General features: G+C 41.2%; 15 protein-coding genes. 8 read left to right on the top strand and 7 right to left on the bottom strand.

Annotation, left to right across the window (positions count from 1 at the left end):
- Positions 1-46: 46 nt before the first annotated feature.
- Together WG905_RS15000 and WG905_RS14995 are read right to left on the bottom strand one after the other, a co-directional pair.
- On the bottom strand, positions 47-2,713 hold the full coding sequence (locus tag WG905_RS15000; protein WP_339592554.1) for a valine--tRNA ligase: 2,667 nt from the start codon (positions 2,711-2,713) through the stop codon (positions 47-49).
- A gap of 226 nt (positions 2,714-2,939) precedes the next feature.
- Entirely contained in the window at positions 2,940-5,093 is a 2,154-nt protein-coding gene (locus WG905_RS14995; protein WP_339592553.1) for a S9 family peptidase, read from the bottom strand.
- A gap of 348 nt (positions 5,094-5,441) precedes the next feature.
- Here WG905_RS14995 and WG905_RS14990 point away from each other — a divergent pair, with 348 nt between their 5' ends.
- Complete coding sequence (locus tag WG905_RS14990; RefSeq protein ID WP_339592552.1) at positions 5,442-7,478, top strand: M13 family metallopeptidase; 2,037 nt, start codon at positions 5,442-5,444, stop codon at positions 7,476-7,478.
- Between the two features lie 72 nt (positions 7,479-7,550).
- Here the strand turns inward: WG905_RS14990 and WG905_RS14985 are convergent, their stop codons facing one another.
- Entirely contained in the window at positions 7,551-7,895 is a 345-nt protein-coding gene (locus WG905_RS14985; protein WP_339592551.1) for an MmcQ/YjbR family DNA-binding protein, read from the bottom strand.
- 52 nt (positions 7,896-7,947) lie between these two features.
- Between WG905_RS14985 and mnmC2 the strand changes: the two genes are divergently transcribed.
- From mnmC2 to mazG, 3 genes are all read left to right on the top strand, one after another.
- Positions 7,948-8,616: a tRNA (5-methylaminomethyl-2-thiouridine)(34)-methyltransferase MnmC2 gene (gene mnmC2, locus WG905_RS14980; protein ID WP_339592550.1), complete on the top strand. Its 669-nt coding sequence runs from the start codon at positions 7,948-7,950 to the stop codon at positions 8,614-8,616.
- A gap of 111 nt (positions 8,617-8,727) precedes the next feature.
- Entirely contained in the window at positions 8,728-9,705 is a 978-nt protein-coding gene (locus tag WG905_RS14975; RefSeq protein ID WP_339592549.1) for an aldo/keto reductase, read from the top strand.
- A 29-nt stretch (positions 9,706-9,734) separates the two neighbouring features.
- Positions 9,735-10,541: a nucleoside triphosphate pyrophosphohydrolase gene (gene mazG, locus WG905_RS14970; protein ID WP_339592548.1), complete on the top strand. Its 807-nt coding sequence runs from the start codon at positions 9,735-9,737 to the stop codon at positions 10,539-10,541.
- On the opposite strand, the gene WG905_RS14965 is transcribed toward mazG, so the two are convergent.
- Positions 10,542-11,840 (bottom strand): DEAD/DEAH box helicase, encoded by a 1,299-nt coding sequence (locus tag WG905_RS14965; protein WP_339592547.1) that lies wholly within the window; start codon positions 11,838-11,840, stop codon positions 10,542-10,544.
- Between the two features lie 187 nt (positions 11,841-12,027).
- On the opposite strand from WG905_RS14965, the gene WG905_RS14960 reads away from it, so the two are divergent.
- From WG905_RS14960 to WG905_RS14945, 4 genes are all read left to right on the top strand, one after another.
- Positions 12,028-12,402: a hypothetical protein gene (locus WG905_RS14960; RefSeq protein ID WP_339592546.1), complete on the top strand. Its 375-nt coding sequence runs from the start codon at positions 12,028-12,030 to the stop codon at positions 12,400-12,402.
- Positions 12,403-12,427: 25 nt separating this feature from the next.
- Positions 12,428-12,646: a hypothetical protein gene (locus WG905_RS14955; RefSeq protein WP_339592545.1), complete on the top strand. Its 219-nt coding sequence runs from the start codon at positions 12,428-12,430 to the stop codon at positions 12,644-12,646.
- 212 nt (positions 12,647-12,858) lie between these two features.
- Complete coding sequence (locus tag WG905_RS14950; protein WP_339592544.1) at positions 12,859-13,509, top strand: response regulator transcription factor; 651 nt, start codon at positions 12,859-12,861, stop codon at positions 13,507-13,509.
- 66 nt (positions 13,510-13,575) lie between these two features.
- A complete protein-coding gene (locus tag WG905_RS14945; protein ID WP_339592543.1) occupies positions 13,576-14,667 on the top strand; it encodes a sensor histidine kinase in 1,092 nt (363 codons plus the stop codon).
- Positions 14,668-14,729: 62 nt separating this feature from the next.
- Here the strand turns inward: WG905_RS14945 and WG905_RS14940 are convergent, their stop codons facing one another.
- The 3 genes from WG905_RS14940 to WG905_RS14930 all read right to left on the bottom strand — a co-directional run bounded on the left by WG905_RS14940 (position 14,730) and on the right by WG905_RS14930 (position 18,357).
- On the bottom strand, positions 14,730-16,565 hold the full coding sequence (locus WG905_RS14940; RefSeq protein ID WP_339592542.1) for a Mur ligase family protein: 1,836 nt from the start codon (positions 16,563-16,565) through the stop codon (positions 14,730-14,732).
- A 126-nt stretch (positions 16,566-16,691) separates the two neighbouring features.
- Entirely contained in the window at positions 16,692-17,192 is a 501-nt protein-coding gene (locus WG905_RS14935; RefSeq protein ID WP_339592541.1) for a hypothetical protein, read from the bottom strand.
- A 10-nt stretch (positions 17,193-17,202) separates the two neighbouring features.
- Positions 17,203-18,357: a zinc-dependent alcohol dehydrogenase gene (locus WG905_RS14930; protein ID WP_339592540.1), complete on the bottom strand. Its 1,155-nt coding sequence runs from the start codon at positions 18,355-18,357 to the stop codon at positions 17,203-17,205.
- Between the last annotated feature and the right edge of the window lie 297 nt (positions 18,358-18,654).

Genomic DNA, 18,654 nt, shown 5'->3' with positions numbered 1-18,654 from the left:
TGAAGCTTTTCAAGATTTCAGACTAAGAACAGACCCAACCGTTTTTTTAACTTGTTAAAGCTTTCAAACTTTCTTTGATAATCTTTATCTTCCCTTCAGCATCTGCTTGTTTATTCTTTTCATTCTCCACTACCTCAGGTTTTGCATTCTGCACAAAACGCTCATTTGATAATTTAGCATCTACAGATTTCAGGAAGCCCAGCAAATAATTCAATTCCCCTTTCAGGCGCTCAATTTCTGCATCAACATCGATATCCTCGTTCAGCAAGATAAAAAACTCATCGTTACCCACCATGAAACTAACGGCACCATGAATTTTGTCATTTACAAATTCAACTTCAGAAATGTTAGCCAGTTTAAACACAATGTTTAACCACTTTTCATAGTCGACAGTTGAATTTAACTTAATGCTTAAAGGCAAGGCTTCTTTTGGTGAAAGCTGCTTGGTGTTCCTCACATTTCTCACTTCTGTAACCACCTGTTTGATCAGCTCCACCTCTTTCAAGATCTGCGGTTCTGCCGTACTGAAAGCTGGGTAGGTGGCGACGATGATACATTCCATTTCGGCTTTTTCACCAAACAATTCATCATGCCACAACTCTTCTGTGATAAATGGCATAAAAGGATGCAGTAGCTTCAGGATCCGTTCAAAGAAGTTAATCGTCACTTTCAAAGTTTCCGGATCAATAGGATGCTGGTATGCCGGTTTAACCATTTCGAGGTACCAGGCACAAAAATCATCCCACACCAGCTTATAGGTGGTCATTAACGCTTCCGACAAGCGGTATTGTTTATAGTTATCCTCAATTTCGGCAAGGGCCTCATTGAAGCGGTTATCAAACCAGGCGATGGCCTGGTGATTGGGGTTTTCCAAATTTTCATCCACTTCCCAGCCTTTTACCAAACGGAAGGCATTCCATATTTTATTGGCAAAGTTTCTACCCTGCTCACAATAGCTTTCATCAAACATCAGGTCATTACCGGCCGGGGAGCATAATAACATCCCCACCCTGACACCATCAGCACCATATTTCTCGATCAGGCCAATCGGGTCAGGAGAATTACCCAAAGATTTGGACATCTTCCTACCCAGTTTATCACGCACGATACCGGTGAGGTATACATTGGTGAATGGCTTTTTACCCATAAATTCATGTCCCGCCATGATCATCCTGGCCACCCAGAAAAACAAGATCTCCGGGGCGGTCACCAGGTCGTTGGTCGGATAATAATAGTTGATATCCTTGTTCCCCGGGTTTTTGATTCCGTCGAACACGGAGATAGGCCATAGCCAGGAAGAAAACCAGGTATCCATTACATCTTCATCCTGTTTCACAAAGGGAGCAAGCTGTTTTTTGAAGCCCGCAGCTTCATCGTTGGTGAAGACACCATCTATATCTTTTAACCTCAAAAACTCATCAAGCGCCTCTTCCTTGGTTTTTGCAACCACCCAGTTACCCTCGTGGTCATACCATGCAGGAATTTGTTGTCCCCACCATAGTTGCCTGCTGATGTTCCAGTCGCGCACATTCTCCATCCAGTGGCGGTAGGTGTTCTGAAATTTCTCAGGTATCAGTTTTACATCACCATTCAACACATCTTCCAGTGCAGGTTTGGCCATTTCATCCATCTTACAGAACCACTGCATGGAAAGCTTAGGCTCGATAGCAGCATCTGTACGTTCAGAGAAACCTACCTGAGACTTATAATCTTCTATTTTATCCAGGTGTCCGGCTTCATCCAGTAGTTTGGCAATCTTTTTCCGTGCGATAAAGCGGTCCTCGCCTACTAAGATAACGGCCAATTCATTTAAAGTTCCATCGTCGTTGAGGATGTCAATCACTGGCAATTTATGCCTTACACCAAGTTCATAATCATTCAGGTCATGAGCAGGCGTCACTTTCAAACAACCTGTACCAAAATCCATGGTTACATAATCATCTGCGATGACAGGGATTTCACGGTTAATTAAAGGGATAAAGACAGTTTTCCCTTTCAGGTGTGTATAACGCTCATCCTCGGGGTTAACACAGATGGCAGCATCTGCCATGATGGTTTCCGGACGGGTGGTGGCAATGGTTAAAAACTCATTGGTTCCGGCGATGGTGTACTTGATATAGTATAATTTCTGGTTGACTTCCTTACGAATCACTTCTTCATCAGAAACGGCCGTTTTACCTGCCGGATCCCAGTTCACCATACGGATACCACGGTATATCCAGCCTTTTTTATATAAGTGAATGAAGCTGTCGATCACCGATTCAGACAGGTCTTCTTCCATGGTAAAACGCGTACGGTCCCAATCGCAGCTGGCACCTAATTTTTTTAACTGTTCCAAAATGATACCGCCGTACTTTTCCTTCCATTCCCAGGCATAGGCCATAAACTCTTCCCTTGTCAAGTCGGCTTTGCTGATTCCTCTTTCTTTAAGCATCGCTACAACCTTTGCTTCGGTAGCAATAGAAGCATGATCTGTTCCGGGCACCCAGCAGGCATTTTTACCCTGCATCCGTGCTTTACGGATTAACACATCCTGTATGGTGTTGTTCAGCATGTGGCCCATGTGCAATACACCTGTAACATTTGGTGGCGGGATCACGATGGTATAAGGTTCACGCTCGTCAGGTTCAGAATGAAAGAACTTTTTAGATAGCCAGTAACTGTACCATTTATCTTCGGTTGCTGCAGGATCGTATTTTGTGGAAATGCTCATTTATGATTGGAAAATAGATTATTAATAGTAGAACTCATTGTTTATAGTTCTACAAATATAGAACTTACAATTTATTACCCTTTACCAGTAATGTAAATAATGCTTATAGCTTACGAACTGATAAATGATTTATGCCTAATTTAAAAAGCAAAAAGGCTGTACCATCAAATGACGATACAGCCCTCTCTAAATATTGTTCTGCGGTTTTACCGTAAATGCGACAGCATTATTTCAAATGTGTCATGAAGTAATCTGTTACTTTTTGATACAAATGTGTACGGTCTTTTCCGATCACATTATGTTCATGACCAGGATAAATCATATAATCTACCTGCACACCTTTATCAACGGCACTTTTCACCAAACCAACTGAATGTTGCTGTAACACAACCGGATCCTGTAAACCATGGATCAGCAGCAGTTTTCCTTTTAACTGCTCAATTTTCAAGTTCAGGTTTGTGGCCGCATAACCTTCAGGATTTTCCTGCGGCGTATCCATATAGCGTTCGGTATACATTACCTCATACAAGCTCCAATCAATCACCGGTCCGCCGGCAACAGCTGCTTTAAAAACACCAGGGTGATTCAACATAAAATTAACCGTATTGAAACCACCAAAACTCCAGCCAAACAAGCCCATATTTTCAGTATCGGCATAGGGCAAGGTTTTTAAGTAATCGACTGCAGTAAGCATATTCTGCGCCTGCATGTCACCCACACTGCGGAAAATCGACTGTTCAAAAGCCTTACCACGGTTATCACTTCCATGTGTATCCATTAAAAATACCACATAACCTTTTGCAGCCATGTAACGGCCCCAGTAGTCTCCAGCACCTGCATTCCAGCTATTGGTAATGATCTGCGCATGCGGACCACCATACCAATATACCACGACAGGGTATTTCTTGGTACTGTCATAACCCAAAGGTTTATAGATATTGCAATACAAAGGATCGCCGTTAGCACTTTTTATGGTAAAAATAGCTGACTTCTCTGTGGAATAGGCTGCAAGCGGGTCTTTAGCTTGAAGTAAAGTTCTTGATTTAGCAGTAGCAGTTTCGAGCAACTGTATGGTTCTTGGATTATCCGGACTACTGAAATTATCAATCACCGTTTTACCTGAACTGCTCACCTGTGTATTGTGTACAGCAACACCTTTGGTCAGTCTTTTGGATTTGCCTGATTTAAGGTTAAGGGCGAATAAATCCCTGGTGATAGGCGATTCAGCAGTAGATACGTAAAACAAGTTTTCCCCTTTATCATCAAAACCTTTCACATCAACTACTTCCCAGTTGCCTTTGGTTAACTGTTTCACCAATTTACCATCCGCCTGATAGAGGTATAAATGGTTCCAGCCGTCGCGGTTACTTTGCCAGATAAACTGATTAGGTTTATTCTTTACAAATAAAACTGGTTTTAGTGGCTCTACATATTTCTCGTCCTTTTCTTCGAATAAGGTCTTCAGTAAATTACCAGTTACTGCATCATACTGGTTCAACTTCATATGATTTTGCTCCCGGTTCAATACGGCGATGTAAATATATTTGTCATCCGGGCTCCAGGCAATATTAGTCAGGTACTGCTCTTTAGGCTCACCTGTTTTCAGGTAAACTGTCGTTTTCTTTTCTGCATGATACACCCCAACGGTTACATGGTGACTTTTCTCACCTGCCATCGGATATTTGATATTGATGTTTTTTGCAGGTTTAGTCATCCAGTTGATGATTGGGTAATCAGCAACCATGCTTTGATCCATTCTGTAAAATGCCAACAATTTACCGTTATTGCTCCAAAAAACACCTTTTGAGATGCCGAACTCCTCCCTGTGCACAGAAGAAGCATATACAATATCACCGCTCCCATCTGTGGTCACTTGATTCTTTGCACCAGCTTTAGCAACAAACAAGTTGGCTTTGTCAAGATAAGCGGTATAACCCGCTGTGCTTGGCTCGACATTTAATTTACTGAATACGGAAGAATCAATGTTAGTGGTCAGTAAATCCTGAGCAGGATCATAAGCCATTTGCGCTTTATGAAGTGGAAAAAGCCAGGATGCTCCTTTATTAAACTGTATAACAGGCATGGCCGTTAACGTGTCATGCTTTGCAGTCCGGAGTTTTTGATTCAGCTGTGCTAATGTAATTATGGGTTGTTCAGTAGCCTGCTTCGCATTCCCTTTCACCCAGGTCAACTGGTTGTTGATGGTTTTGGCATATACATAATCTTCTGTTCCATAAATAAACTGAAGCTGGCCAAGGTTTTCAGGAGCTAAGGTTGTCCTTGCATTAACCATGGCGTCCTTCATGCTGAGTTGTTGGTTTTGTGCCTCCGCAGTAGAAAACAAGCCTAATAATGGGAGTAATAGATAGTATGGTTTCATTTTATGATGTTAGTGCCGCAAAGGTAATAATTAATAAATAATGCCTCTTTATACTAAAATAAACAACATACACACAATAAATTTTGTTAAATAATGTTAATAATGGTATAAATTCTTTGTTATGAAGTCACTTAAAGTTTTTTCTTTTTCCGGGCATTTATTCAGGAAGTTTAGCTTAACCAGACTATATTATTGGTTCAATAAGTAATATTTTCATTAGACTGCAAAATATTAATTTCTATTCCCTAAATTCATCTTTTATTGTATCCCGGTACAATTACTAACTAATTATTCAAATTGGAGCAGTCTTTTTATGGCGTGCACAATTTTAAAAAACTAAACTAACAGATGAAATTAAAAGAATTGAAGAGCTATTTTGCTGTTCTGGGAATCTTGGCGGCCAGCTATAGCGCTACTGCCCAGGCGCCAATGAAATTTATAGATCCTGCAAATATGGATCTGAGTGTTAAGCCAGGAGATGATTTTTACCAGTATGCCAGTGGCACCTGGATTAAAAAGAACCCTGTTCCGGCTAAAGAAACACGCTGGGGAAGTTTCAACGTTTTACGCGAATTCAACATCCAGGCTGTTAAAGGGTTGGTAGAAGATGCTGCCGCTGATCGATCTGCAGCTGCAGGAACACCAAAAAGACGCGTTGGGGATTTTTATAAAGCAGCAATGGATAGCACAACCATTGAAAAGTTGGGCTACACGCCGATAAAAGCTGATCTGGCAAGAATCAAAAAAATTAAAGATCTTCAGGGGGTATTGAATGAAGTATCTTATATGCGTACTTCCGGCGTCGCCAGCCCGATGTTTGGCTTCGGTGTTGCTCAGGATAGAAAAAATGTTACAAAATATCTTCCTTCCATAGGTCAGGGTGGCACAACGCTTCCTGATCGTGATTACTATTTAAAAGACGATAGCCGTTCTGTGAAAATCAGGGAGGCTTATCATACTTATATGACTACCTTGTTTACTTTAACAGGAAGTTCTGCTGCAGAGGCTGCCAAAAAAGCAGCAACCATCATGGCTATAGAAAAGCAATTGGCTGAAGCACAGATGAGCAGGCTCGAGATGCGTGATCCTTATAAAACTTACAATAAGTTTACCGTTATTGATTTTGCAAAAACGACGCCACGCCTGAAATGGAATACAATCTTAACACAGCTAAAGGTTTCCGGACAAGATACGCTCCTGGTTTCTTCTCCTAAATTTTTCTCTACACTTGATGGCATGCTTAGCAGTGTTCCGGTTGCAGACTGGAAGACTTACCTGGAATGGAATGTATTAAAGAACAGTGCAGCTGATTTAAGTTCACCTTTTGTAAATGCCAGTTTCGCATTTAATCAGGCGCAAACAGGTCAGCGGGTTCAAACACCAAGGTGGCAAAGGATGGCTTCCTTAACAGACAGGGCAATCGGTGAATTGTTAGGTCAGCTATATGTTGCAAAATACTTCAAACCTGAAGCCAAAGCGCGTATGACAGAAATGATCAACAACCTGCGCACAGCCTTTGAAACCAGGATCAATAACTTGGACTGGATGAGTGCAGAGACCAAACAAAAAGCCCTGGCTAAGCTCCATGCCTTTACACCAAAAATCGGTTACCCGGAAAAATGGAAAACTTATACGGGCCTGGCCATTACTCCGGCAACCTATTTCCAAAACTTACGCAATGCAGCTGTTTGGAACTATAATGAGTCGATCGGTCAGTTGGGCAAACCGGTAGACCGTAGCCGTTTTGGAATGACACCTCCAACGGTAAACGCTTATTACAGTCCGACAATGAATGAAATTGTATTCCCTGCTGGAATTTTGCAGTTCCCTTTCTTTGCTCCCGATGCTGATGATGCCATTAATTACGGTGGTATCGGTGCTGTAATCGGACATGAAATGTCGCATGGTTTTGACGATAGTGGCAGCCAGTATGATAAAGATGGCAACCTGCGCAATTGGTGGACCGCAGAAGATAAAGCTAAATTCCAGGACAAAACCAAGGCTTTGGGTGAGCAATTTGATGCTTATACCGTTTTGGATACGATACATGTGAATGGCAAGTTGACGATGGGCGAAAATATTGGTGACCTGGGCGGTTTAAATGCAGCTTATACAGCCTTTAAATTAACCAAACAGGGCCAGTCGAATGAGAAAATCGATGGCTTTACCCCAGATCAGCGTTTCTTCCTTTCATGGGCACAGGTGTGGAGAGGTAATATTCTTGATGAAAGTGCAGCGCAGTTAATCAAAACTGACCCGCATTCTCCTGGAGAATTCAGAACTATCGGTGCTCCGGTGAATATGGATGCCTGGTATGAAGCCTTTAATGTGAAACCTGGTGATAAATTGTATAAGAAACCAGAGGATAGAATTAGAATGTGGTAACAAAATAAGTGTAGAAAAACCGGGTGCGAATAGCACCTGGTTTTTTTTTATGAATTTGTTAAGGCGAGTGGCCTACCCCTCCCCATAAAGTGCCTGCAACTTTTTCGTCAGCTTACTCAGCACCAAGGCTCTTGATTTTTTGATCCGCTCTTTTAGCTCTTCATCTGTCATTAGATCCAACGATGCCACCTTTACCCATTGTCTTTTAGCCATGTAAGCAGCCTGTTCAATGCCTTCACGGGCAACAAGTTCATCAAAATCTTCCGGATCACATTTGATGCTAAAGCTGGTATCATCAAGCGAACTAATCAGGTACATTTTTTCGGCGATCATAAAACAAAGATGATCACCCCATTTTAAGCCTTCAGTAGTTCCTGGTAAAGACAGGCAGAATTCACGTAGCTTTTCAATATCCATAGTTTCCTTATTATTTGCCTAATTTATGCAGCTTTGTGCTAAATTTGAGGAAATGAATAAAATAATTCTAACTGCCGACGGATCCAACACCTTGTACAACGAAACAATTGGTGAGCATTACCATTCCAAACATGGTGCTGTGCAGGAAAGCCTGCATGTTTTTATTGATGCAGGATTAAAAAAAGCGATCCAAAACAACCCAGATCAGGCTATTGCTTTACTAGAAATTGGTTTCGGCACCGGACTTAATTACTTGTTGAGCCTTGCTTATTGCCTTGAAAATAACATCACCTTAAAATACACGGGTATTGAGGCATTTCCCATTAGCCAGGAAGAATTACTGCTTACCAATTACGGTCAGTATGTACCCGCAGCGGTTTGGGAAAATGTAACCCACAACTACCAAAAGGCTATTGGAAATCCTGTGGTACTTTTCGAAAGCCAGGAAATGGAAATTGCGCATACGACTTTAACAGCCTTTCAAAGTAATAAACGATTTGATGTCATCTATTTTGATGCCTTTTCCGTTCAGCATCAGCCGGAAATGTGGACAGAAGAAATCCTGGCGCATACTTGCAACTTCCTTAAAACAGGCGGCATTTTTGTAACTTATGCCATTACTGGAAATCTGAAAAGAGCCTTAAAGAAGGCTGGAATGACCATTGAGAAACTTCCGGGGGCACCGGGGAAGCGTGAAATGTTAAGGGCATATAAAATTTAAATTTTTAATTAAACAAACGGCTGCTACTTTAGTTCTTTAAATCAGTTAGCGTTATATTTGTTGAAATGAGGTTAGGATTTACGGTCAAATTCGTCTTCAAAAATCAAAAACATGGAAAAAAGAAAGTTAGGTGAATCAGATCTACTTGTTGCCCCGATCACTTTTGGAGGCAATGTATTTGGTTGGACCATCGATGAAGCAAAATCCTTCGAAATCCTTGACGGCTTCATTGATGCAGGCTTCAATTTTATTGATACAGCGAATTCCTATTCCAGATGGAAACCAGGAAACAAAGGTGGTGAATCTGAAACCATTATTGGCAACTGGGTAAAATCACGCAATAACCGTGAGCAGGTGATCATTGCCACCAAAGTGGGGTCAGACATGGGTGATGGCAAGGGTTTATCAAAAAAATACATTGTCCGCGCGGTAGAAGATTCATTGAAACGCTTAAATACAGATTACATAGATTTATACCAGTCACACTATGATGATCCTGAAACACCGATGGAAGAAACTTTACAGGCTTTCGATGAACTCATTAAAGCCGGAAAAGTACGCTGGATTGGAGCATCAAACTTTACAGCGGAAAGGTTAGTAGCATCGCTGGAATGCAGTAAAAAGAATGGCTTTGCCCGATATCAGACGTTTCAGCCGGAATATAACCTTTACAGCCGTCAGGAGTTCGAAGAAGACATGGAACCTGTCTGTGTTGCAAACCACCTGGGCGTAATCAACTACTATGCCTTGGCAAGTGGCTTCCTTTCAGGAAAATACCGTTCAGAAGCAGACCTGAGCAAAAGTCAGCGCGGTGGCGGCATTAAAAATTACCTTAATGAGAGAGGGCTGAATATTTTAGCAGCTTTAGACCAGGTATCTGCGGAATTAAATACCAACCCCGCAACTGTTGCCCTTGCCTGGCTACTTGCCCGCCCATCGGTTACGGCACCTATCGCCAGCGTAACCAATATGGAGCAATTGGCAGACCTTACACAGGCGGCCTCCCTAAAGTTAGATAGGGAAGCTATTGCATTATTGAATGACGCCAGCAGCTGGAGATTTGCTGAAGGTAAACCCACAGCTGAATAATTAAACTGAACACAAAAATACCTATATAAATGCCAAATAATATTCCACCAGTAACTGCTCCTGATGCTCCTTCTTCCTTTATGCGATTGTTAACCGTGTTGGATACCCTGCGTACACAGTGTCCCTGGGACAAAAAGCAAACGATGGAATCCCTCCGCCACTTAACCATTGAAGAAAGTTATGAACTGGCGGATGCTATTTTGGAGGGCAACCAGCAAAACGTGAAAACTGAGCTTGGTGATTTAATGATGCACCTGGTATTTTATGCACGCATTGCTTCAGAGAAAGGGGACTTTACGATTGTGGATGTACTTAATGGCGTATGTGATAAACTCATTATCCGGCACCCGCATATTTATGGCGATGTGGAGGTGCAGGATGAAGCTGATGTGAAACGCAATTGGGAAAAAATCAAACTTAAAGAAGGCAACAAATCTGTATTAGGAGGAGTTCCTGTAGGCTTGCCCTCATTGGTGAAGGCCAGCCGTATTCAGGAAAAAGCCCGCGGTGTTGGTTTCGACTGGGCAGACAAAACCCAGGTATGGGAAAAAGTCGAAGAAGAACTCCAGGAATTTAAAGAAGAGTTTAATGTAATGGACAATAGTGCCATAGACATGGAAAAAGCAGAAAGTGAATTCGGCGATCTGCTGTTTTCTTTAATCAACTATGCCCGTTTTATCAATATCAATCCTGAAAACGCTTTAGAAAAAACAAATAAGAAGTTTATAAAGCGTTTTCAGTACCTGGAAGATAAAGCCAAAGAAAACGGCAAGGCACTGCAGGATATGACCCTAGCAGAAATGGATATCTATTGGAATGAAGCAAAAGCTTTATAATTAGCTGTGCTTCTTTTTCATGTTCATTTTTAATTTCTGCCCAATGCCAAAATTGAAGTCTTTGGCATTGCCTTCTTTTTTATCGTGGTAAGCACCCCCACCTTTGGGTGAATCATTCGTTTCCTTAACAATCCTGTTTTTATCTAAACCTGTTTTTTTAACGACTTTATCTACAACAAGGCCTGTAGGTAAATCCATTACCGGGATTTTAAACCCAATCGACTGCTCAATTTTACGGATGTCCACCAGCTCGGCATCTGTCGCAAAAGTGATGGCCACAACATCTTCATCGCTGGTTTTGACGATCCTGCTCAGGAATTTTTCCTTCTCTTCCGGCACTTCCATGTGGAAAATAAAACCTATACCTGAAAGATCCAGGGATTCGGAACCTTCATTTGACACAACCAATATCCTGGCTTGCGGCGTTTCTTTGAAATCCTCAATATGATCAAAGCCCTCTTCATCAAAAAACAAAGGATTTAAAACAGCTACTTCACCTTGATGTCTCGAGACAAGGTTCTTGCCTAACTTTTGTGCGGTTAAACGTGTATTTACAAACACCACCACTTTATCAAACACCTCATCGTCTCTCAACAGCAAATTCAGTAGATTGATTTTAGTTTTAAAATTTTGTACCTGGTACAAAAGTAATTCATGGGTTGCAGCTTTGGTATCGCCCAGTTCCTCTACTTCAATGGTGGTCGGGAAATTCATAAACTGGTCAACCATCTGATGCATTTTTTCATGCGCTACGGTGGTAAAGATTAAATGCTGGCACCTGCCGGCACTTCTTGCCAATTCGCAAACCGGCAATTGCATCCCTTGTTTTACAATCACCTCCGCATCGTCAACAATAAACATTTGGAGTTTACTTAAGTTTAATCCTAACTTTAAATAAATTGCACGGGCACGTGTAGGTGTGGCAACAACGATATCGACACCATCAACCAGGTCATTGATATCAGATTCCATTCCTCCGGTGCCATGCAAGCCCATGATACAAAGGTCTCTGTTCTTGCTCAACAACAGAAACTCCGCAATAACAGCCTCCACCCGTTCTTTGTCGGGCACCAGGATCAAGAATTTTGGAGCCTCGTCAGCCCCGTATTTTAAACGCATTAAAACAGCAAGCACATAGTTTGTTGTTTTACCACAACCCTCCGGGCCCACGGCGATGATATCTTGTCCACCTAAAATCCTGGACATGGTTTTAGCCTGAATCTCCTTGGCAGAAATATATCCGGCATCAGTCATTGCGGTTACCAGGGGCTTGCTTAATTTTAATTTATCTAAAGACACAGTTTATTGTATTAATGATATATTGCTAATTCTATGATATTGCGCCCAAATTTACGGAAATTAAATTACTGTGGTTAAAAATCAATATACTAATGTAACCATCATCAGCTTACCGCTTACAAATAGCAATAAACAAGCTGATAATGGCACTAAAAAATAATTATGTATAAATTACAATATTGAAGTTATGAAAACAATGCTGATTTTAATGATGTCGATCTGTACCATTCTGGGTTGCAAGGAAAACAATGCCAGTATGACCATTGACGGAACTTATGTAGGAAAATTCATCTATGGGACCCCAGGCTCAATGATTTCGGCTGATAGTCAGGTAACTTTTAGTGGAAACAATTACAATTCTACTTTAGGATCAGGAACTTATGAGGTAATGAATAATAACACCGTCCGATTTAAAGATGTAAATATCTGGACAGCAAATTTCGACTGGAACACCATTTTGAATCGCGATTATATTTATGAACTAAAAGGCGACAGCCTGATCATGACAAAGCCATCTAATGCTGCAGTAATGTATCAATACCGTTTAAAATTGCAGAATTAATTATAAAATTTTGTAAATTTAAACCATGAGTATACGATCAGATAAAAGAAAAGTGTTACAGCAAATCGTAAACAAAAATGAACCAGGTCTTGAAATAGACCCTGAATCTTTATTAACTACTGGTGATTTACATTGGTTTGATGCCTTAAGCAAAAAACAAACAACAGCGGATAAAAAGACAAATGGTACTGACGATGAAAAAGAGTATCCCCCCTCCTCTGCGCACCAGGATATAAACGAGTAACAGACCTCCTGGTTTTCATCAAGAAATAATTTCTTTTGACACCATCATCAGCCTGCAAATTCAATCAACAATGTATATAAGCTGATGATAGCATCATCACCATTACAAAACAATTATATACAAATGAAAACCTTAATCCCGCTCTGTTGTTATCCCTCTAAAATTACCAGATAATGCAAAAAAAATTTCATAAACTTAAAAATGTTTTATAAATGCTAAACGTAATTTTGGCTGACGACGACACCTTGGTTCGTGAGGGAATTAAGATGATTTTGATTGCTAATGAAAGTGTTAATGTGTTGGGTGAAGCAAGTAATGGCACCCAGGTAGTGGGCATGGTTGATGAAGGCGCTACGCCAGACATTGTTCTTACCGACATTAATATGCCAGAAATGGACGGGATTTTATTAGTTGAAACCCTCAAAAAGATCAATCCGGGCATAAAAATCATTATGCTGACCATGAGTGATTCCAATAAATTTATTCAACAAGCCTTTACTGCAGGTGCCTCAGGTTATCTCTTGAAAACTATTCATCCTGACGAACTTATTTTTGCACTGAACCAGGTGAACCAGGGTGATCGCTATATTTGTTCCACCCTGGCCATGCGTCTGCTGGACCGCTCGATTGAATTTGCCAATATTCAATCTTCCCCAAACGACCTTAACATTGAGTTTAGCAATAGGGAAATGGAAATTCTCGGGTTAATCGCTGAAGGGTTAACAAATCAGGAAATGTCTGAAAGATTATTTCTCAGCAAAAGAACCATTGAAGGGCACCGCCAAAGTCTGATAGAAAAAACCGGCTGCAGAAATACAGCGACCCTCATCAAGTATGCAGTATTAAATGGGATGATACAATAATTCTCCAAGTTAATTAGTATATTTAAGTAGTGGAGCGGTAATAGCTTAAGCGTTTCGCTCCATTAAATGATTAATCCTGGTTCATTACTTTTAGCCCTTGCAGAGCATGACCATCGCATATGTTTTGCCTTCAACATCACTAAAAACTCCTTTGTTTACTTAAATCCTGCATTTGATGCTTTATTCAAGTTACCACATCAGGAGGTGACGCCGAAACTTCTATATTCCATGGTCCACCCTGATGACTTAGGGTATTTGAAAACAATTTACCAGAACCTGCAACCAAATGTTTTTACAGATAACATTGAGTTTAGGCTAACATTCCCAGAGGGGAAAGAATGTACTATTCGCTTAAGTATGTTTTTGGGCATTTTTGAAAACCAGGAACATGTGGCAACGGGATACATGGAAGACATTACCGCCATGAAATTAAATGAAGAAAAAGGAAGAGAGTTAGGCAGCAAGAAAAATGCAATCTTAAATATTATTTCTCATGACCTTGCCGGTCCTCTTGGTTCTATCAAAAACTTTGCTTTCCTGTTATCTAAAAAAACTAAAGATTTAGAAGATGAACAAGTCAACAAATTTATTAATTCAATTGAAACACTGAGTAACAGAAGTATCCTCTTGATTCAGGAGTTTATCAGGCAGGAATTTATTGAAACCGTTGGTGTGGATGTTGTAAAAATCAGGCTTAACCTCGTTGAAAAGTTTAAAATCTTTATGCAGGAGTATTACAGTACAGAAAATGATACAGGAAAGAATTTCAATTTCTATAGCAGTCATCCCCAGATTTATGCAGAAGTAGATGAAAATAAATTCATGCAGGTCATTAACAATTTAATTTCCAATTCCCTTAAGTTTACCCCTGATGGTGGCACAATCTCCTTAAGTATTGAACAGAAAAATGGGACCGTTATCATTTCAGTTGGTGATAATGGCGTGGGTATTCCTAAGAAATTTCATGATAAGCTATTCGAAAAATTTTCCGAATCAAGAAGAACAGGGCTTAAAGGCGAACCTTCTGTGGGTCTTGGCATGTCTATTATCAAAACCATTGTTGAATGGCATCATGGCCGTATCTGGTTTGAAAGTGAGGAAAACAAAGGAAGCACTTTTTTCATTGAATTACCGGGTTCAGACATACGAAGCAGTTAGCATAATAGTGAACACAATATTTAACCTTTCCACTGAAAAACGATGAAATTTCTAAAGCCCAATCAAATCAATACCCTTTTTTGTAAAAGCTGAGGTGCTGAAGGATTTTGATCAGTTGTTTTATAGTTAGAAACGTAAAAAAGGGTATCATATACGTTTTCGGAGTTTACAAAAATCCATGCATCTTTTCGGGCATGCATGATAGCGTATTTGATGGCCTCGAACTCATTGGAAATGATCTTTATTGGCATTTCAGGTTTTACTTCCCGAATACCGCTCTTCAGTAAGCTGTTGATTTCCTCCAGTGTGCGGCCACTGTTATAACTATCATGCCTGATAATGATTTCATCGAATATCCCGGCTGCAAGTCGGCCGAGATTCACAATATCTTTGTCTGGGCGATCGGCAACTGCGGCGATGATCCCCACCTTAACGGAGACACGAAGCTGATCTGTATATTTTTTCAATTCCCTGTAACCACCTTCGTTATGTGCATAATCTATCATCAAACTGAAATGATCAAAATTAAAAACATTCATTCTGCCAGGTGTATTTTCGGGCGAAGGTATAAATTTTTTTAAGGCCAGCTGCATGGTTTCCACAGGCACATTATTGACGAATGCCGCCAGTAATGCTGCTAAAACATTTTGCATCATACAGGTGGATTTGCCCTCGTGGCACAGGGGAACTTCATTTATTCTAGCAATACGGAACTTCTGCTTCCATTTGCAAATGGTGAAATAACCATCTTCAATGATTGCAGCAAGGCAGCCACTGTCACAGTGCGCCATGATACGCTGATTTTCAGGATTCATGCTAAACAAGGCTATATGACAACGGAGCGCATCCTTCATCCGATAAACCCGATCGTCATCTGCGTTTAAGATCGCATAACCATCATTCCTGGTTGTTTTTGGGACGGTGAGCTTAACCTTTGCAAGTTCCTCCATCGTGTGAATATCATCCATCCCCAGGTGGTCTTCAGAAATATTAGTGACCACACTCACCTGACATTGATCAAATCCTAAACCGGCCCTTAAAATACCTCCCCTCGCACATTCCAACACTGCAAAGTTAACCTGAGGATTATTCAGGACCATTGCTGCACTTTGCGGACCACTGCAATCTCCGATGGTTTCCAACTCATTATTCATGTAAATACCATCAGTGGTTGTAAATCCCACTTGGTACCCATTCATCCTGGCTAAATAGGCAATCAGCCTTGTGGTAGTGGTTTTACCATTTGTTCCTGTTACGGCTACCACCGGAATTCTTCCTATATTTCCCAGGGGTGCATGGTCCTCACCATTCTTCAAAGCGTACTGCCTGCATCCCCAACCTAACAACAGGGTATGTTTATCCTGGCGTTGAACAGGAATACCAAGAGCGCGGGCTTTATATACTATTTTCCCGGTGGCGGGATCTAGACTATACCTTCGTTTTATGCTTATTAAATTTTGAATATCCTTTTCAAGCAGATAAGGCTGATCAGCGAGAATGGCATTGACCAGATCCACGGCTGCTTGGGCAGCATAAATCCCCGCCCGTTCTAAAGTATAGGAAAAACAAAGGATAGCCTGATTTGAATCGGCGAGCGGATGTATTTCGGAATAAGCACAATCCATGCCTGCCAGGCATTGAATTTCAACCGCCACCTGGGCTGCAATATCAAGTACTGAATTATAAGATTGGAGGTTATATAAAGGTGGTTTTAAATAGGCCAGCTTTTCACTCAGCGCCCCCAGGGCTACTGGGGACAATGTGTCTGTTTCTTTTAATTCAACTTTAACAACGATCAGCTTTGTTCTGTAGGCAGACCAGTAATTAGGCCCACGCATTACTCTAGTTTGTAAGATATCCATAAAACCACTATCGCTTAGTGCAATTATTATTACCAATATCGAAATCTTACTTCTGTTTTAAATACGGGTTTTCACAAAATAAACCCCTGATCAGAGCTGCTTAATTACGCAAAGATCTTACCTCAAGGGACATGTACGCAAATTAACTACGGCACCAACCTTCTAAACACGGTACCAGTCTTTACGTTTCTTTGATAAAAGGGTAACCACCACGGTAGTCACCAACAATCCAACAAACACCTTTTTGGCCAGGCTCTCTTTATTATACTTCAATTCAGCCTTCCATCCTCTTTCAGCAAAAATATTAGGAACATAACCGCGTTTTAAATCATCCACAAGGCCTTCTATCACATTGATGCGGTCGGCAAGTAACAAGGGCAGCCAATGGCCATAGCTGGACTCGCTGAATTTAAAAGCGTACCTCCTGATGGAGCCGCTTAAGCCCGATGGCGGTGATGATGAACCAAAAACAGCCGTAAGTCCCGGTCGCTCATTGGAATGCAGGACCTCAACAGTTTGAATCTGCCTTACAGGCCTTTCCCAATTTAACCGCTGGTGGTCGTCACCGGTATATTTTTTCATCGGATAAGTAGGCTCATTTTCAGGATCTGCGTCTACACCCCAGCCTTTTATATTTTCATAATCTTTATTATCGTTTTCCATGATCTTCTAATTAATTTCTGGCATTTGGTGGAATTAACACAGTTTTAATACAATGATCCAGCTTCGCTGAAAATATATGATAGCCCTCAGCCACTTCCTCTAAAGGAATACGGTGGGTGATGATTCCTTTTGGATTAAGGTGACCAGCACGGACATGTTCAATTAAGCGAGGGAGCAATCTTTTTACCGATGTCTGGTTGGCACGGATGGTCAGCCCTTTATTAACCACATTCCCGATAGGGATAAGGTTGTCTGTAGGGCCATAAACACCTACTATGGAAACGATTCCACCTTTCTTTACACTATTGATTGCCCAGTGGAGCGCAGTGGCAGAACCAGCCTGCAATAACATTTTCCTGCCTGTGATGGTTTGCATGGTATTGCCCGCAGCCTCAGCACCCACGGCATCGATACAAACATCAGCACCAAACCAGTCGGTTGTTTTCTTGATAAACAATACAGGATCTTCAAGTGACCTGAAATTATAAGCCTCACAGTTGGCATACCTTTTCACAAATTCCAGGCGATACTCCAGGTGGTCAATGACAATGACCCTGGCTGCACCAAAAAGCCAGGAACATTTTGCTGCCATGATGCCAATCGGTCCGGCGCCAAAAACAACCACCGTATCACCCTTTTTTATGCCAGCCATTTCCGCAGCCTGGTAACCTGTGGGCACCACATCGGTGAGCAAAACCGCATCATCAGGGTCAAGGTCTGCAGGAATTACAGTAGGGCCCACATTTGCATAGGGCACCCTTACATACTCCGCCTGTCCGCCATCATATCCCCCCGCGGTGTGTGAGTAACCAAAAATTCCCCCTACAGCTGTCGCTTGCGGATTAGACTCATGACAATTTCCATAAAGTTCCTGTTTGCAAAAAGCACATTTGCCACAGGAAATATTGAATGGAACCATGACATGATCACCCACATTTAATTTATTTACGGATGGGCCGATTTCCTCAACCACACCAATAAACTCATGGCCGAATGTCATACCTACCCGTGTGTCAGGCACCAGGCCATGATAGAGGTGTAAATCTGATCCGCAGATACAAGAGCGGGTAACCCTTACAATTGCATCTTCAGGATGCAATAACTGCGGATAGGGTTTTTGATCTATTCGGACTCTGAAGGGCCCGCGATAATTCATTGCTAACATACACAGCGATTTAGGTTCAAATAACTTTTTAATAACTTCATCCTTTATTAAAAAGTTTCTGAGATAAATACTGAAAACCAAATGGCTAATACCTGTTTTTAACATGTTTTAAACACAGCTAAAAACGGAAGTAACTTAGGTGAACTAAGTATGTACCTTGATTCTATATTTTTACAGAAAAAGGTAGATACAACGTAGATCCATGGTAGATCCACCGTAGATCCATTATCAACTTTAGCTGACTTGACACTTATGTAAAGGCGACATAATTTTATTTATATTTATGTAATATTTCCT

This window comes from Pedobacter immunditicola (assembly GCF_037482985.1).
Lineage (GTDB): Bacteria > Bacteroidota > Bacteroidia > Sphingobacteriales > Sphingobacteriaceae > Pedobacter > Pedobacter immunditicola.
Note: the sequence above shows the minus strand (reverse complement) of the source record. Positions and strands in the feature narration are given on the sequence as shown.

What these genes read in the sequence shown, in the direction of transcription:
- WG905_RS14930 (WP_339592540.1), bottom strand. Translation starts at nt 18,357, where the DNA reads ATGTTAGCAATGAATTATCGCGGGCCCTTCAGAGTCCGAATAGATCAA.
- WG905_RS14990 (WP_339592552.1), top strand. Translation starts at nt 5,442, where the DNA reads ATGAAATTAAAAGAATTGAAGAGCTATTTTGCTGTTCTGGGAATCTTG.
- WG905_RS14960 (WP_339592546.1), top strand. Translation starts at nt 12,028, where the DNA reads ATGAAAACAATGCTGATTTTAATGATGTCGATCTGTACCATTCTGGGT.
- WG905_RS14950 (WP_339592544.1), top strand. Translation starts at nt 12,859, where the DNA reads ATGCTAAACGTAATTTTGGCTGACGACGACACCTTGGTTCGTGAGGGA.
- WG905_RS14995 (WP_339592553.1), bottom strand. Translation starts at nt 5,093, where the DNA reads ATGAAACCATACTATCTATTACTCCCATTATTAGGCTTGTTTTCTACT.
- mnmC2 (WP_339592550.1), top strand. Translation starts at nt 7,948, where the DNA reads ATGAATAAAATAATTCTAACTGCCGACGGATCCAACACCTTGTACAAC.
- WG905_RS14945 (WP_339592543.1), top strand. Translation starts at nt 13,576, where the DNA reads ATGATTAATCCTGGTTCATTACTTTTAGCCCTTGCAGAGCATGACCAT.
- WG905_RS14975 (WP_339592549.1), top strand. Translation starts at nt 8,728, where the DNA reads ATGGAAAAAAGAAAGTTAGGTGAATCAGATCTACTTGTTGCCCCGATC.
- WG905_RS14935 (WP_339592541.1), bottom strand. Translation starts at nt 17,192, where the DNA reads ATGGAAAACGATAATAAAGATTATGAAAATATAAAAGGCTGGGGTGTA.
- WG905_RS14985 (WP_339592551.1), bottom strand. Translation starts at nt 7,895, where the DNA reads ATGGATATTGAAAAGCTACGTGAATTCTGCCTGTCTTTACCAGGAACT.
- WG905_RS15000 (WP_339592554.1), bottom strand. Translation starts at nt 2,713, where the DNA reads ATGAGCATTTCCACAAAATACGATCCTGCAGCAACCGAAGATAAATGG.
- mazG (WP_339592548.1), top strand. Translation starts at nt 9,735, where the DNA reads ATGCCAAATAATATTCCACCAGTAACTGCTCCTGATGCTCCTTCTTCC.
- WG905_RS14955 (WP_339592545.1), top strand. Translation starts at nt 12,428, where the DNA reads ATGAGTATACGATCAGATAAAAGAAAAGTGTTACAGCAAATCGTAAAC.